Origin of the sequence: Paenibacillus suaedae (genome assembly GCF_032337355.1) — a bacterium.
GTDB classification, from domain to species: domain Bacteria; phylum Bacillota; class Bacilli; order Paenibacillales; family Paenibacillaceae; genus Paenibacillus_B; species Paenibacillus_B suaedae.
Map to the genome: position 1 here is coordinate 670,974 of NZ_JAVYAA010000003.1, position 15,326 is coordinate 686,299.

Genomic DNA, 15,326 nt, shown 5'->3' on the forward strand with positions numbered 1-15,326 from the left:
AAATTCAAGTACGCTTCAAGCGAGGGCATGCAAGTCCTATCGCACTAAGAAAGCAAGTATAGTTTAGGAGTGATGATAATGGCACGTGTTTTATTTATAAACGGGGGATCAGAGGGACATATCAATCCCACGATTGGAGTCGTACAGGAGCTTATCTCACGGGGAGAAGAGGTCGTATACTTCTGCATAGAAGCATTCCGGGAGCGATTGGAGAAGACTGGTGCTATCGTACGAACATTTGATGATCAGAAATTCATCAAAGCCTTTATTTCAGGTGGACGAAATTATATACTTGAACGAATCAACGGCTTGCTGCTTACGGCAGATGTCGTCATACCAAGCGTACTTGAACAGATCAAGGGAGAGCAATTCGATTACATCATTCACGATTCTATGTTCGGTTGTGGACGAATCATAGCTCAAATGCTGAAACTGCCTGCAATCAATTCCTGTACTTCTTTTGTGCAATCAGAGGCATCCTTCGTAAGCTTGATGGAACAGTTCCATGCAAGTGTACCTGCAGAGATCGCGAAGCCTATCCATGATACATTTGTAAGCCTGACGGACAAGGTAAAGGAAACCTATCATGTGGAGATCCATTCTCCTTACGAAGTATTTTGTAATCCAGCACCACTTACCATCGTGTATACGACTAGGGAGTTCCAACCTGAAGGAGAAACATTTGATCATTCCTTTCAATTTGTTGGGCCATCCATCTCTTCACGGGTCAGCCAAACGGACTTCGACCTTACGGCAATAGAAGGAAGAAGCCTCATTTACATTTCACTCGGTACTGTCTTTAACCAAGCGATTGATTTCTATAAGCTCTGTATGGAGGCTTTGGGAGACACGGAACATACGATTGTCATGTCGATCGGTGATAAAGTCCAAATTTCAGATTTAGGTGAGATCCCTGCTAACTTCATCGTTAATAACGTTGTGCCACAAACCGATCTATTGCCACACACGAAATTATTTATTACACATGGTGGCATGAATAGTGCTCATGAAGGTCTCTATTACGGAGTTCCGCTCATTGTTATCCCGCAAAGTGCCGATCAGCCAGTCATTGCCAAGCAAATCTCCAGAGTTGGAGCGGGTGTTACATTAGGTATGGATGACTTGACTGCAGAGCAAATCCGCGAAGCCGCAGACCATGTGTTAAGCCACGCATCTTACAAGACAGCCGCTGTAAACATGCAACAATCCTTCCGCGAATCGGGTGGGTTTGTACAAGCTGTTGATGAGATATTAGCATTTGCAAGTAATCATCTTAGATAAATATTGTAGAACTACATTCGCCGTGAACCCGCTCCTTCGAACATGTAGATTGATAGTTTTGATGATAGTTTTGATGATAGCTCATGATTGATTCCCTGGTATACCTGAATCAATCATGAGCATTTTTATATCCGTTTTTATTTGTAAAAGCCGACTTGAAACATGTGGAACCATTTCTGAGCCTTTTATAGCCTGCTGCATATCCCTCTAAATAGGAAAGTGATTACCTGTATGCTCGATTATGAGACCGATGAATTTATGGATTGTGAGACGGTAATATTATGTAGGGGAAGCGCTTATTACAACATAAGATAGGAGATTTCACATATGGCTGAAAAAGGTTCCCCATCATCCTATATGCCGAGTGGCGGCAAAAGTTCATTAACATTCTGGTCGGCGATTGTATTCACTGGCATCTTTTCTGTGTGGGCGGTCGTTAATCCTGAAAATCTAACGAACACGTTATGGGGATGGGTGTATAAGTACCATGGCACCTTTAGCTGGTTTACGATGATGATTCCGCTTATTATTATCGGAATTTGCTTAATACTTGCCTTCAGTAGGCTTGGCAATGTCAAGCTAGGTAAGAAGGATGAGAAGCCTGAGTTTAGCACTTTCTCATGGTTAGGAATGCTGTTCACCGCAGGGATTGGTGTCGGTCTTGTAAACTTTGGTGTCGCTGAGCCGCTTGTTCACTATTTGCAAGCAGCTGGTGGCATCAGATCTGGGGCAGATGCGGTGGCCGCTGCTGAAAACGCGATGAAATATACGATGTTTATTTGGGGCTTGCCAGCATGGTCAATCTATACGATATCAGGGTTAGTGATTGGCTATTTTGCTTATTCCCGTGGCGCAAAGTTTCTGCCGGGGACACCGATTGCGGAAGGTTTTTCGGATAAAAAGTGGGGCAAGTCATTAGCTAACATCACCAATATTCTGGCAGCCGGTGCATCCGCGCTGACGATGGCAGCCTCGATTGGTCTTGGTGTATTCCAAGTTAAAAATGCGGTTTCTGCCGTTTTCGGCTATAACAATGAAGGCTTAGGCTATTCAGTTTTCATTTTACTGGCGATTTTCGCAATCTATACGTTGGCTGCCGTATTGCCAATCGGCAAAGGTATGAAAATTTTAGGTGATATCAACGTTGTTGTTGCGGTCGCTATATTGGTTTATGTATTTGCGTTAGGAAACTCACCGTTTCTAATGAACTTTATTTCACAAACGTTCAAAAATACGTTCCTTGGCGTCGTGCCTACTAGTCTTGAAACCTTACCGTTTCTAAACAAAGGGTGGTTCTTCGATTGGCCGAATACGACTTTGATTTGGTGGATTTCGTGGACACCGTTCCTAGGGATATTTATTGCCCGCATCTCTAAAGGTCGTACGATTCGGCAAATTATTGTTGGGGGCGTATTAGCGCCAGTGATGTTCCTCATTGTGTGGTTCAGCGTATTTGGTGGCACAGGCTTCCTCAATGCGATTGTTGGCGATGGCTCAATTATTCAATATATTCAGGATCATCCTGACGATGTATATCTATCGTTCATTATGGTTCTACAGCGGCTGCCGTTGTTCACACTCACCGGGATATTGTTTATCGTGTTGATTCTTGTGTTCCTGTCAACGACTGCGACAAGCTCGATGATCTCGCTGAGTATTATGACGAGTAATGGTCCAGAAAACGCGCCAATAGCACGTACGTTGATCTGGTCGGTCATAACCACGATGGTTGCCTTCGCCAACGTAGCTACAGGGACACTGAATGGGGTGCGGGCGATAGCTGTTTTCTTAGGTATCCCGTATATGTTTTTGTTCTTCATGGCGATCTCCGGATTAATTCGACAATTGCGTCATGACACGAGACGTGAAGAACGTCATGACACGATCCATGAAGGATATGTACATCCTCAACACAAGCTGCAGCAGGAACCGTAACTGCAGTTTAAAAAGAAAGGAGTTTACTTGAAATGGAGACTACGAAAGTTCCTTTGCCGCTGCCCGAATATGGAGTAGATCAAACATTAGCAAATAGCACACTCTTGGGGAATCTAGGATTGTTTGTGATAACTACTGCCTTTTTAGTTGTGCTCGGTTGGATGGTAAAGCTGGCACTCGAACCAAAGCATGAGACATGAGATTAGAGGAGACATCATGACCAATCATACGAACAAGTACACGACACAATTACGGCCTCTTCTCCAGAAACTGCCCGTACCGGCATTGCCGTCCACACTAGCGACTTTGCTGGAGTGGGTGGAACCGGTACTGACCGAGGAACAGCTGAACGAGTTCAAGCAAATTGTGCTGCGTTTTCAGCAAAATGAGGGACCGCAGTTGCAAGAGCAGTTAGAGCAGCATGCAGCAACTGGAGCGGATAGTTGGCTCGCTCCATGGTGGCTGCAAAGCTACTTAACGACAAGGGGCAACTTACAGAGCGAGACGAATATTGCGTTGACGATTCATCCTGATTACCACGCACATATGGGAGACAGAGCTCATAAGGCGGCAGTGTTGATTGAAGGGGCGGTAAACATCTATTTACAGCTTATTTCCGGTCGTTATCCAATGGAGCAGACGGCAAAGGGAGCGGCTGTGGATATGAGCTACTATCGGAATATTTTCAAGAGCTGCCGCTTGCCAGCTCACGGGGAAGATGAGTTTTATGTAGGTGCAGATACAGCGGAAAATAACTTCGTTGTTGTTATCCACAACTCACACTTCTACAAATTAATGGTTACGGATGATCGCGGGGCTGCTATTCCAGCGGTGCAATTAGAGGGCAACTTGCGATGTATCTTATCGCACAATGTACCCGTGGCAAATGTTGCTGTAGAAACTGCGACGGCTGCTAAGCGTGACCTGTCGGCGGATGTATATGAGCAGTTGCAGCAAAACCCGGTGAATGCCCAGCATTTGCGTACGATTCATGATGCAATATTTACGATTGGATTTTCAGACGATGCAGCTGATAGTACAGCGGAGCAGTTGCATCGTGCGTTATTAGGTTGGAGAAATCAATGGTTTGCGAAGACGATGCAGATGCTTATCGATGCTAACGGCGCAATCAGTTTTAATTTCGAGCATTCATCGATTGACGGTGTGCCCGTAATGAATGTGTTAAATCAACTGTTTACCAAACAAGACGGTAACCTGCGAGAAGAACCGATTTCGCAGCAAGAGGGTTCCAGTGAATTAGTTACAGAACTGAGCTGGGAACAAGATGAACGCGTGCAGTCGTTATTGGCGCAATGCAATGAACAGGCTCAAGCGGAGTATGATAACCATTACTTTGCCCACTTTAGTTTTGAACGTTTCGGTAAGTCTCTAATGAAACGTGGCAAAGTAAGTCCTGATGCCTTCTTCCATATTGCCTTAGCATTAGCCCAATATGAGTCAACAGGGCAATTACTGAGCGTATATGAGCCGGTAGCTATGCGCCATTATTATCAAGGAAGAACTGAATGTGCCCGATCCATAAGCACGGAGAAGAAGGCGTTCGTGGAAAGTTTTATGAATGAGTATAAGCTAGGCGAAGATGAACATTGGCAATCACGCCGGCAGCAGCTGATTGACAGCTTTCAGCGAGCGGCAGCGGCTCACACTGAGCGTATCAAAGCCTGCCAGCGTGGAGAAGGGATCGAGCGTCACTTGTTCGGACTAAATAAGATAAACCAGTTGACGCAGGATTCCCCGAATCAGTCCGATTACTTCTTCCAATCGCAAGGGTTGAAAACTTTGACTGCAGACTCTATTTCAACGACAAGCATACCTTATGAGATTATGGAATCATTTACGTTCGCGCCAGTAAATAGCGAAGGTTTCGGTCTGTACTACGGTATTCTGAATGAGCGGATTGTCCTTGATATCTCTGTCAAGAAAGCCAATAAAGAAGCAGCCAATCAATTGCTGCATAGTCTATGTACGAATTTAGAACGGTTGGCAGCTTTATTAGAATTAAGTTAGAAAGTATTATTCTTTAAGAGCGTAGCCGCCAGTTCCCATTCGTTGTGGCGTTGCCTATAATTGCTCTTTGGATTTTTCAATACGAGAAGGTTAATGTACTCGGTATGAACTTACCGAGTTCTTTTTTTGGTTGGCAGGCATTTATACTAAGAAACGACGCTAGATGACAAAATCAATAAATAAATGCAGCTGCATGGTTTGATAATGGGAAAAAATTCACATATAAATAGTGAATATATTGAAGTCGGTGGTTAATTGGATTGCCAAATAAATGAGGATTTGGATTAAAAGCGATCAAGGATACGATCTAATGTGGTGTCTGTAATACGTAATATCAAATAACATCTAAATCCAGAAATGCAACTTACGAATTTGACGCTGATACGAGCATATAAATTAGAAGAATCAAATGTACAAAGAAACGAATGAAAATAATTAACAAGGAACGAACCAAAAACAATTCTGTTATCAGCATGTAACAGTAAAAGTGAACAATTAAAGTGAAATATGCACTTAGTAATAACCAATAGATGATATGGTCAAATTAAAGGGATTAACAGCTGATTGAGGCCAATTTGGAGAGACTCCTTTTAAACCCATACTACTGTTTCACAAAACCCGTATTTTGTACATATGTCTTAAACAAGTGGAAACCCCCTATATGACAGCTATTCTCCATGATGTATAACATTATTGGGCATGCTATTCCCTCCTTAAAAATATAAGTTGGCTTCATTAAAGGTTTGTAGCTATTTATAATTTCTTTTTTCTGCCGCGATTGCATTTCTACAATGTATATATCAAGTTGTTGGCTGATTCGTATCACTTCTTCGTCTGCAAAGCCATCTTTAATCTGTACAATCTCCGTAAGCTTCTTCCTAAGCTCATTAATTTTCTCCTCTAAAGAATCCATTACAGATCACCTTTTAATCTGTACAATCTCCGTAAGCTTCTTCCTAAGCTCATTAATTTTCTCCTCTAAAGAATCCATTACAGATCACCTCACGTACGCTATCTCAATCTTGTAATGTACGTTTCAGTAAAAACTGTATAAATAAACCACGGCAACATTTGTGTGAAAATGAAATAAGAACACCCGAAGGTGTTCTTATCATTAGATTTGATTCTTATCACTCGGATCTTTTGCCGGTGATCTTATCTATAATGAACATAAATGCACTGAACAAAAGGGACATAATCAACATGTCTAGTATAGTTACACCCGAGTCACTTTTTATGCCAAAGAACATAATAATCTGTAGAATCAGAGATATCACAAAAAGTGATATGTATCTAATGCTATTCATGCAACACCATTCCCTTCGTTGAGTAACTTTACTGACCTATGCAACGGATACTAAACCAAACCAAACTAGCAGCAAGTCCTACAGCTCCGCCTTTAATTGCATTTTTTCCGACGATTTTGATGATTTCAACGGCTAACTTATCCCACAATTTCTTTTCGATCATTTCCATCATTCCGCCAGTTAAAAAGCCGATCCCTGTAAAGTCAATAATTTGGTTAGCAACACAAGATCCCCATGAAGCTGTGGAGAATTCTCCAGCATCTGGATTAGGCACTCCCTCTAGCATATTTGCTGTTAGTTGCTCACCGTTTGCAAGCTTAACAAATGCCGAGATGGTTGCAACATTATCAAATCCGAACTTCTGAGCTATTTTTCCCTCATTCAATACATACTTACCGTCTTTTTTCACAGATGCCTCTTCAAAAATGAATTTCAGGTCAGATGCTACTTGAGCTGATTCAGCCTCACGTACATCAGAATCTTTCACAGTTCCCATCATGCTGCCAATTTGTGACCCCACTTGCCGATCTGATGCTGCAAAAGCCATCGGTGCAAACATCGAAAATGCCATACTCACACTTAATAACGTTCCGATCCATTTTTTCTTCAAGCAACTCGCCTCCATATATTATTGGAGAAGATTACTCTTTATACATGGGAAGGACTCCGTATCAAGATAAACTATATGCGCAACTGTATGTAATGATACATCATCTATTTCTAAGGTGATTTAAAGAGCACCCTCACATAGCGAGTATATAATATGTTGCATAAATTCCATATTTTAGTCGTCCATGAAACAAAAAGTAAACTAAAAGGTGATTTTGGCATGTTTAACTATTTCACCAAGGGAAAACTCCCCCCCTGATTGTTTCCTGATGAAGCTGTTATTGTCAAGATCACGATGGCATATAAAAGAGTAGCGGATGTACATCTCCTTTATGAACTGTTTCATGCTGAATCCCCCGTTACTTGAGCATTGTGAGTAAAATATGCGCTTAACTTTTCAATTGTTGACTTTTGCATAGGAATATTTTTTTCTAAATGAATATGCATGACCATATTCAAGCATTTTTTCTCTTCAACCGTATCGTTAACTTTAGAATAGTGCAGTGCCCCTTCTAAAAAGAGATTAATACATGTTTCATATTCACCAACGGCTAAATAATATTCCCCTTTGATTTGAAGATAATCAGCGTATCTGGAACAGATTAAAGGGTTGCTCTTGTCAATAACGGATTGATCTATATTGCTAGTACACAGTAGGTTATTAGCGCTTTCGAGGTCATTTCGTTGTAAAAATAAGCGAAGAAGTTGATTGGTGGCAAGGATGACAGAATCATTACTACAGGACTTTAAAAATGAACGGAGCTGTTCAATAGATTTTTCGATCTCCCCTTTCTTTGTATTTAATAATGCCTCCATAAGAATAACATTTTCTCGGGTGTAAGGATAGTCGAATTGTTTATACTGTATAGCATATCGTTCAGTCTGCTTATAATCTCCAAGACAATAATACGAATTTCTAAGGATGCCAATTGCATGTACTCTATAGGAACTTAATCCATTATCTTCTGTAATAATCTTCTTACATTGTTCAATGCTTTCGTTATAAAGTCTCAAATTATAAGCATGAATCCCTAACTTGTAGTATAGCTCAATCCGATATTGTTGTGGCAAAAATTTGATGTAATTTAAAATGTATTTCCCATTGTAATATGTTTCCTTCATTCGCATGAAGTCATTTCTTTCAATCAGGTACTGCTGATACAAACCTTTTGCAATATAGGGCATTATTCCATGTGAGCGTGAGTAGTCAATGATGAGGTTATACAGTGACAATTTGATGGAGGTATCTTCAATGGAGTCGATTTGTTGATATAGCTTCTCGGTTAAGTCAATGCTGTCTTCGTTTGGAGATTCAAGGTATTTGTTCGCAACTTTCCTGATTAGTTCGGTGCTGCTCCTTCGCTGGATCGTCGCTTGCAGGATATCGAACAACAAGTCTGATCTTTTTTCATTTTCGACGTAATAATCAACCAACGTTTCAAAAGGGATATCCAATGTTGTTGCCAACGGATATGCGGTCGAAAATTCTGGTCGTTTTACTTCGCCGTTCTCGATTCTTGATATCGTACCTTTGTTGATCCCTGACAGTTTTGATAACTGAGTTAATCTGATATTCGATGCACATCTAGTGTCACGAATTAGTTCTCCAATTGTTTTAATGATCGTCGCGTCCAATATCAACCCTCCTTATTTTGATTTAATTACCTATATTTTACCATATATTGAACGGTATGTACATTGTTAGAGCAAACCGTCGGCCGTTATAAAAAGAAGTTCCTTCCTTTATTCAGAAGGAACTTCTAGCTTTATTGGAATTTTTCAAACTCATTCCTTAGCCAAAGATGATTATGAACAACTATATATTGTTCTGAGTTAATCAAAAGATCGACGAGCTCGCGTTTGGAAAGCTTCATATACCGCCTTCTAACGCGATCAATGTCTCTATCTGGACGAATATCCTTGAATGTATGATTCTGCTCTTCTATAGCCATTTGTGAAGCCCTACGAGGCATTCTGTTCTTGGAAGTGCAGTACTCAGCAAAGTATGCTTGCAACTTTGCTTTCTTGTAGATACTCTAAATTCTACATCAGGGATCGTGTTTGATGTATACGACTCTTTAAGCATTTGCAGTATTTCGGTCATAAATTTAAAGACATCTTCAGGCATATAAAAATTCTCGGGTTCTTCCCTTCCCTTCGGAATAAGCCGAAATAAGAAATTCTTTTTTGGAGGATTAACATTCTTATCTTCCGTTACTATACAACATTCTCTATCGTAACTAATTTGCAAGAGTTCATTCATTCTAGCTCCAGACGAAGTAATAATATCAAGTGCGAACTTTGCAAACATACAGGCTACATAATTACTTGTGTAGTTTGTATACCAATGCAATCCTGAGGAGCCCCACGTTGTAATCGTGACATTACCAGAGGGAACACCTGTAATGGAAGCAAAGGATCTACAGCGTGCAGAGCCCGATTGGTGGGTTGTCAATCAAAGCGAGCAAGATATAAAGACTACAAAACATGTCTTACAAAACCGTGCTCTTCCAGAAAATAATTTGTAAACTAACTAGTGACCCGCTCCTCCATGTATTGTCAGAAAAAATCTCCTAGTTTGTAGGCTCTTTTTTACTTTATATTTGATTTTTAATCATGTGATTAAGTAAATCATATATAAAATAATCTTCATTAAATCCTGTTTTCTCAATTTGATTAATCGTTTGTATAAAGTCCGTCAACCATTCCATTTTGAAGAATAATCACAAATTGCTTGTTACTTCTGTGGGTGCTATTTAATTTGAAGTTGTATAGTAATCTAGAGATATCCCAAGAGTTAACACATTCATTAATTCTTTATCGGGAATAACACCTAAAAACATCCTCAGGCATTACTTCACCGCAAGATGACTCACGGAATGCAATTCTATCAATAGCTTAATGTTTTTAAAACTTATCTTTTATCTTTATTGATATGTTTCCCACATAGCTTAATTTGTTTATAACAATTGCCTATCGAGCATGACAAAACTTGTAATGAAGCTGGTTTAACAACGTAATCAGTATTAATCGGTAATGTCCTCATGTTCTTGTCATCCGACAATGTTACCCATTTTTAGTTGTAAAAAAATCAGATAGGATGTTACACATTTTATCTGATTTCATGCAGTTGGATAACAAACACAAAAATTCCAGCTATCATCTTCTCCACTACATCACGCTCCCTCTACATACCCCAATAATGGATTGGACAATTCTTATGGCCTCCAATAAGAGGGGTGGGAAATTAGGCAGGGCCTAATGGATGGGTGGGTTCCTCCATATACAACTGTGATAAAGTAGCAAAGCTTGATCTCCTCATGCATAAAGGTTAACGCGTTCGGTTGTTTACAGATCGCGATTTTGGATAGTATGATAGTGATATTGCACATGATAAGCCATTGATTGCGCAGCTACCAAATTAGGAATGGGGAGAAGTCCAAAATGCCGACGATTCAAATTGAAGGAAGAGGCTCCTATGAAGTTGCAGAAGGTACTAAACTTGTGCTTGCCCTGGTGGATAACGGGGTAGACATATTGCACCGCTGCGGCGGCAAGGCCAAATGCACGACGTGCCGGGTCGAAGTGGTGGATGGAGACGCCGGTCCGGTTGGTGAAGCGGAAGCCGCTCTTCTGAAGGCCAAAGGCATTGCGGAATCAAACATCCGCTTATCGTGCCAGATTCAAGTACATAACGATCTTACTGTAAAACCGGTGATGACGGTATCGTCATCCGGCCTTGAGCCAGGCAATCGTCCGCAAGACTAACCGATCGCGAACCGGCTTCCTGATTTTTTTACCATGTTGATCAAACTAAACGATCATTCTTCGCCCGTACAGCTGCTAATGTAGATTTGATCGTAATGTGATTTCTCCAATAGCAGCTGTTTTTGTTTTGGTCAGAATACTAACCAATAGATCATAAGCGTGATTCACAAAATCATCTGTTAATTCGTTTATTATTTTCACCGCGATATTGCTCGAGTTCATCACTATTGAAAATAACAAATCTATTCTTCCCCAGTTCAAACCCTTGTTCAATATCTTCATTTTTGATTTCCTCTTTACAATGTGTACAGTTTCTACTTTGAGGAGAGAATTATTGTATGGCATCGCCTCTTTATTTAAATAACGGGCACGTCAATGTAATAAAATTTATTAAATATACTGTTCTAAATTACAAGAGAAAACCGTCGGCCGTTTATGAAAAAGAAGTTCCTTCAGAATAAAGAAGGAACTTCTAGCTATATTGTAAAACTCATTCTTTGTCCAAAGATGATTATGAACAGCTAAATATTGTTCCGAGTTAATCAGAAGTTCGACGATCTCGCGTTTGGAATACTTCATATACCGCCTTCTAACGCAATCAACGTCTCGATCTGGACGAATTCCTTGAATGTATGATTCTGCTCTTTCTAGAGCCATTTGTGAAGCCCTACGTGGCATTCAGTTCTTGGACGTACAATACTCAGCAAAGTATATACGCTAAATCGATCCTGTGCCTCTTCCTTGCATCATTGAGTTTTTCTGCATCATTCCCTGAGAGTTAGAATTTCCTCCTCTCTGATGACAATTGTTGTACATTTGTTCCAATTCTGAGTCATTTAAATTTGGATGCATTTCTTTCATGAAAGGAAGCATGTCTTTAATGGTACCTGGATTCACATCTGCCGCATAGACAGCAGTTCCGATTCCAAGAGTCAGAACAGTTGCACCAACTATCGCTATGAACTTGTTTTTCATGTTGTCACCTCCTGATGAATTACTTAAATCATACTCTTCAAATATGTTGAAACTGTGTAGGTTGGTGCAGATCCAAAAAAAGTGACTCCTCATTGAAGTCACTTTCTATTTCGTTTATGCTTTTTTAATCGAATTATTCGGTATATGAGATAAATGACAAAACCTAAAACAACTATCCCTATGCATGTCGTTCGTTTGAAATAAGCTATTCTACTTATGAAAGTATCTCCTTGATAATACATAGCCGAAACGGTTAAACACACCAGGCCGATCGTCACAAAGAATGCGGCGATCAACCAGTCGACTTTTTTCATATCGACTCCTCCTGTATCGTCGGGAGGGCAAACTGAACCGTAAAACAAGTACCAATCCCCTTCTTACTGGTAACCTGAATGTTTCCTCCTTGCAGCTCCACTAATTTCTTTACAATGGATAGTCCGAGTCCCGTACCGCCAGTTTGTCGTGATCTGGACTTCTCTGCTCGATAGAAACGTTCAAAAATGTACGGAAGCTCCTCCTCTGGAATACCAATGCCTGAATCCTCTATGGAAACAGAAACCGTATCATGAGTGTGACTCGTATGGATTCGAATCGTACCCTGTTCTGTATAACGTATCGCATTTTCCAATAGATTGATCATGATCTGTTCCATTCGCATTCCATCCCCGCGGATTAGCGGAATTGAATCCGTAAGATGAACGCTAAGTGCTATCCCTTTCTCCTTTGCTTTTAAAGTCACCCTATTAACGACCTGATTAATACTGTCATTTATATCGACCCATTCGATGACAAGACTGACCTTACCTTCTTCCATCATCGAAAGTTCAAACAGATCGTCAACCAGATGCTGGAGGCGAACGCCTTCCTGATAAATGATGTCTAGATAACTGTCCTTCTCTTCTTCTGTCTGATACAAATGGTTTTTCAACACACTGGCATATCCTTTAAGGTGCGTGATCGGAGTTCGGAGTTCATGAGATATATTAGCGAAAAACTCTTGCCGTGTATCTCGATATCGCTGTAAGTCGGTTGCTAAATTATTGATCGCCTCCGCCAAATCACCAATTTCATCTTTTCGTTGAATCTCTAATCGGGTTTCTAACTCTCCAACGGCAATTTTCTTTGTCGCTTGCTGCATAAGAATTAGGGGCCGAGAAAAGAGGTGCGCCATAATCCACGTTATTCCGATTGCAAGTAAAAAGGCTCCTACTCCTGAAAGGAGCAGCAGATTTTGCACAGCAGCAAGAGACTTATCCATACTTAGGGTGGAGGCCATTACATAAATTGCTGAAGATACTTGATTATCGCGATAGATCGGCTGTCCAATCACCACATAACGATTGCCTAATGGATCCTGGTGTTCTAAGTTAATGGAATTTCCAGAGAAGATCTTCTTAATATCTTCTGGATGGATAAACGATCGGTCTGAAGCACTGTGTTCACCTGTATGAAGCGTTATCTCTCCTTTAGAGTTGATATAAAACATACTTACATTTGAAAAATCTGCGAAGGTCATGATCATTTCCTCTGAGGAAGACTCCGTTGTTTCTGCCATCGAGATGAAATGAGAGGTCATCTCTGCGACCTCCGTTCTCATTTCCAAATGATAAAAGTTAGAGAACATCTGATAGATACTTACACCCAGAAAGGAGATGACGATAAAGAATACCGAAATGATGATTAAACCAAGTTTCACCCCAATTCTATTGTTCCTCATCTCGTTACTCCTTGGGCTGTAAATTTATATCCTACCCCCCACACGGTTTCAATGGGATTGTACCCAAGACCTGCGCGTTGTAGTTTTTCTCGGATATTTTTTATATGAGTATCAACAGCACGAGTGTCACCGGTATATTCATAACCCCATAATCGTTCAACTAACTCTTCTCGTGAAAAAGACCGCTGCGTATTTTTCGCTAGATAAAGGAACAAATCAAACTCTTTGGGCGTAAAATCAATACTTTTTTCATGAATATGAACTTCGCGAGCCTCTGCGTTTATTTTCAGATTGTGAAATTCAATGATCGTATGCTGAAACTTCTGCGATTCGTTGATCATAGAACGCCTTAACAAGGAAAATACACGCGCCACTAACTCTTCGGGTTCAAAAGGCTTTGTTAAGTAATCATCAGCTCCAATGCCTAGTCCATGTACTTTATCCTTTGTATCAGAGCGAGCCGTGAGCATGAGGATAGGTATTGTTTCGGTTTCACGTATTGCTTTACAAACCTCCCAACCCTCCATTCCTGGCATCATGACATCCAAAATGACAAGATCAAATGCACTCTGCTTCATGATGGACAACGCCTCGTAACCAGATGAGGCTTCCTTAACCTCAAAGCCTTCCTTTAAGAGAAAAATGCGCAGCAAATTACGCATATTCCATTCGTCATCGACTACAAGTACCCGAATTTTTGACATATTGCTCACCCGCTTCTTCAATCCTAATTCAAATGTCAACTTTTTATGATCTTTCAAAAAATCAATTTCCATTTACATTTGTCCATTGCTCGTCATTTGAAGACTGCCCCGACTGATTTCCATTATAAATAAGAATAACATAGGCAGAGGCATCAACGGACACATGAGTGTTATTCATCATCGCTTAAGGTGTTAGTCCCCTTATGATTGCAATGTCTGTGTGCATGAACTTTATATCTGGATTTTAGATCCTGTTTGTGTAGAAACCATGTTGAAATCATGGAGTATAAATAACAAGTCGAGAATTTTCTCAACCGCTTTACGGTTCTTTCCCTTGTATGGATAGTCAACTCATTCCCATAAGGATTCAAGAGTTGCACCATTTCTTGCATTTCACGGATACAGGTAAGTGCCATCTCCTTCATCGTGCCACGGGAGCCCCAAGAATCATGTAAAATCGCTTCTATGCCTTCTGCGATCATCTGATCATGATTGAGGCCCGCCATCTTCTGGTCGTCCATACCGAAAGGTTCATCTTCTTTGAGTAGCATTGTATTTGTAATTAAAAGAAACAAACATTTTGGAATTTAAATGTAGTGAAAAGTGCATAAAAACCTGTTTAAAAGGGAATAAGAGAATGATAAACTTTGAAACTATGATAGAAACTGCAAAATCAGTTCTTGCTGAAGAATTGCCTTTGCAAAACTCAGAAATGCCACCACAGGCGACAGTACTACTTACTGACCATGGCAATGTACATGTAGCTATCTGTCGTGACGTGTTCGGTTCCGACTGTGGTTATGTAAACTTAATAAATACGCTTAAAAACAAAGGAGAGTCTAGAGTTCTCCAAATGGTCACAATGTGAAAGAACGGTACTGTTGACTCTCCTAGTATGAACTTAATAAAATCAATTTATGAAATGAACAAGGAAAATCTAGAGACCGAAGTCATGTTATTTGGTAAAAAACATGATGACCCAGAAGAGCTACCACTCAGAAA

Annotated in this window: 11 protein-coding genes and 1 pseudogene; 5 read left to right on the top strand and 7 right to left on the bottom strand. The window is 40.5% G+C overall.

What is annotated here, in order from left to right:
* The first annotated feature begins 78 nt into the window (after positions 1 to 78).
* The 4 genes from RQP50_RS16315 to RQP50_RS16330 all read left to right on the top strand — a co-directional run bounded on the left by RQP50_RS16315 (position 79) and on the right by RQP50_RS16330 (position 5,244).
* Positions 79 to 1,281 carry a macrolide family glycosyltransferase gene (locus RQP50_RS16315; protein WP_315746053.1) on the top strand — a complete coding sequence of 401 codons (1,203 nt, stop codon included), beginning with the start codon at positions 79 to 81 and terminating at the stop codon, positions 1,279 to 1,281.
* 327 nt (positions 1,282 to 1,608) lie between these two features.
* On the top strand, positions 1,609 to 3,216 hold the full coding sequence (locus RQP50_RS16320) for a BCCT family transporter (protein ID WP_072729404.1): 1,608 nt from the start codon (positions 1,609 to 1,611) through the stop codon (positions 3,214 to 3,216).
* Between the two features lie 32 nt (positions 3,217 to 3,248).
* Positions 3,249 to 3,416 carry a hypothetical protein gene (locus tag RQP50_RS16325; protein ID WP_174810504.1) on the top strand — a complete coding sequence of 56 codons (168 nt, stop codon included), beginning with the start codon at positions 3,249 to 3,251 and terminating at the stop codon, positions 3,414 to 3,416.
* A 16-nt stretch (positions 3,417 to 3,432) separates the two neighbouring features.
* Complete coding sequence (locus tag RQP50_RS16330; RefSeq protein ID WP_315746054.1) at positions 3,433 to 5,244, top strand: choline/carnitine O-acyltransferase; 1,812 nt, start codon at positions 3,433 to 3,435, stop codon at positions 5,242 to 5,244.
* Between the two features lie 601 nt (positions 5,245 to 5,845).
* Here the strand turns inward: RQP50_RS16330 and RQP50_RS16335 are convergent.
* From RQP50_RS16335 to RQP50_RS16345, 3 genes are all read right to left on the bottom strand, one after another.
* Entirely contained in the window at positions 5,846 to 6,157 is a 312-nt protein-coding gene (locus RQP50_RS16335; protein WP_083545135.1) for an aspartyl-phosphate phosphatase Spo0E family protein, read from the bottom strand.
* Positions 6,158 to 6,579: 422 nt separating this feature from the next.
* Positions 6,580 to 7,161 carry a hypothetical protein gene (locus RQP50_RS16340; protein ID WP_227774658.1) on the bottom strand — a complete coding sequence of 194 codons (582 nt, stop codon included), beginning with the start codon at positions 7,159 to 7,161 and terminating at the stop codon, positions 6,580 to 6,582.
* Positions 7,162 to 7,502: 341 nt separating this feature from the next.
* Positions 7,503 to 8,795, bottom strand: a complete 1,293-nt coding sequence (locus RQP50_RS16345) for a helix-turn-helix domain-containing protein (protein ID WP_315746055.1) — start codon at positions 8,793 to 8,795, stop codon at positions 7,503 to 7,505.
* 1,809 nt (positions 8,796 to 10,604) lie between these two features.
* Here RQP50_RS16345 and RQP50_RS16350 point away from each other — a divergent pair.
* Positions 10,605 to 10,928 (top strand): 2Fe-2S iron-sulfur cluster-binding protein, encoded by a 324-nt coding sequence (locus tag RQP50_RS16350; protein WP_315746160.1) that lies wholly within the window; start codon positions 10,605 to 10,607, stop codon positions 10,926 to 10,928.
* Positions 10,929 to 11,100: 172 nt separating this feature from the next.
* Here the strand turns inward: RQP50_RS16350 and RQP50_RS29350 are convergent.
* The 4 genes and pseudogenes from RQP50_RS29350 to RQP50_RS16365 form a co-directional block, all read right to left on the bottom strand.
* A pseudogene (locus RQP50_RS29350) lies at positions 11,101 to 11,235 on the bottom strand (Ku protein); the annotation flags it as partial.
* Between the two features lie 410 nt (positions 11,236 to 11,645).
* Positions 11,646 to 11,903, bottom strand: coding sequence for a hypothetical protein (locus tag RQP50_RS16355; protein ID WP_315746056.1), 258 nt, complete (start codon positions 11,901 to 11,903; stop codon positions 11,646 to 11,648).
* 310 nt (positions 11,904 to 12,213) lie between these two features.
* Positions 12,214 to 13,620: a sensor histidine kinase gene (locus RQP50_RS16360; RefSeq protein ID WP_315746057.1), complete on the bottom strand. Its 1,407-nt coding sequence runs from the start codon at positions 13,618 to 13,620 to the stop codon at positions 12,214 to 12,216.
* On the bottom strand, positions 13,617 to 14,324 hold the full coding sequence (locus RQP50_RS16365; protein ID WP_315746161.1) for a response regulator transcription factor: 708 nt from the start codon (positions 14,322 to 14,324) through the stop codon (positions 13,617 to 13,619). Before RQP50_RS16365 ends, RQP50_RS16360 begins: the two co-directional genes overlap by 4 nt.
* Positions 14,325 to 15,326: the final 1,002 nt, after the last annotated feature.

Excerpts from the sequence above, each read along its gene's own strand:
- RQP50_RS16315 (WP_315746053.1), top strand. The coding sequence starts at position 79 with ATGGCACGTGTTTTATTTATAAACGGGGGATCAGAGGGACATATCAAT.
- RQP50_RS16320 (WP_072729404.1), top strand. The coding sequence starts at position 1,609 with ATGGCTGAAAAAGGTTCCCCATCATCCTATATGCCGAGTGGCGGCAAA.
- RQP50_RS16325 (WP_174810504.1), top strand. The coding sequence starts at position 3,249 with ATGGAGACTACGAAAGTTCCTTTGCCGCTGCCCGAATATGGAGTAGAT.
- RQP50_RS16330 (WP_315746054.1), top strand. The coding sequence starts at position 3,433 with ATGACCAATCATACGAACAAGTACACGACACAATTACGGCCTCTTCTC.
- RQP50_RS16335 (WP_083545135.1), bottom strand. The coding sequence starts at position 6,157 with ATGGATTCTTTAGAGGAGAAAATTAATGAGCTTAGGAAGAAGCTTACG.
- RQP50_RS16350 (WP_315746160.1), top strand. The coding sequence starts at position 10,605 with ATGCCGACGATTCAAATTGAAGGAAGAGGCTCCTATGAAGTTGCAGAA.
- RQP50_RS16355 (WP_315746056.1), bottom strand. The coding sequence starts at position 11,903 with ATGAAAAACAAGTTCATAGCGATAGTTGGTGCAACTGTTCTGACTCTT.
- RQP50_RS16360 (WP_315746057.1), bottom strand. The coding sequence starts at position 13,620 with ATGAGGAACAATAGAATTGGGGTGAAACTTGGTTTAATCATCATTTCG.
- RQP50_RS16365 (WP_315746161.1), bottom strand. The coding sequence starts at position 14,324 with ATGTCAAAAATTCGGGTACTTGTAGTCGATGACGAATGGAATATGCGT.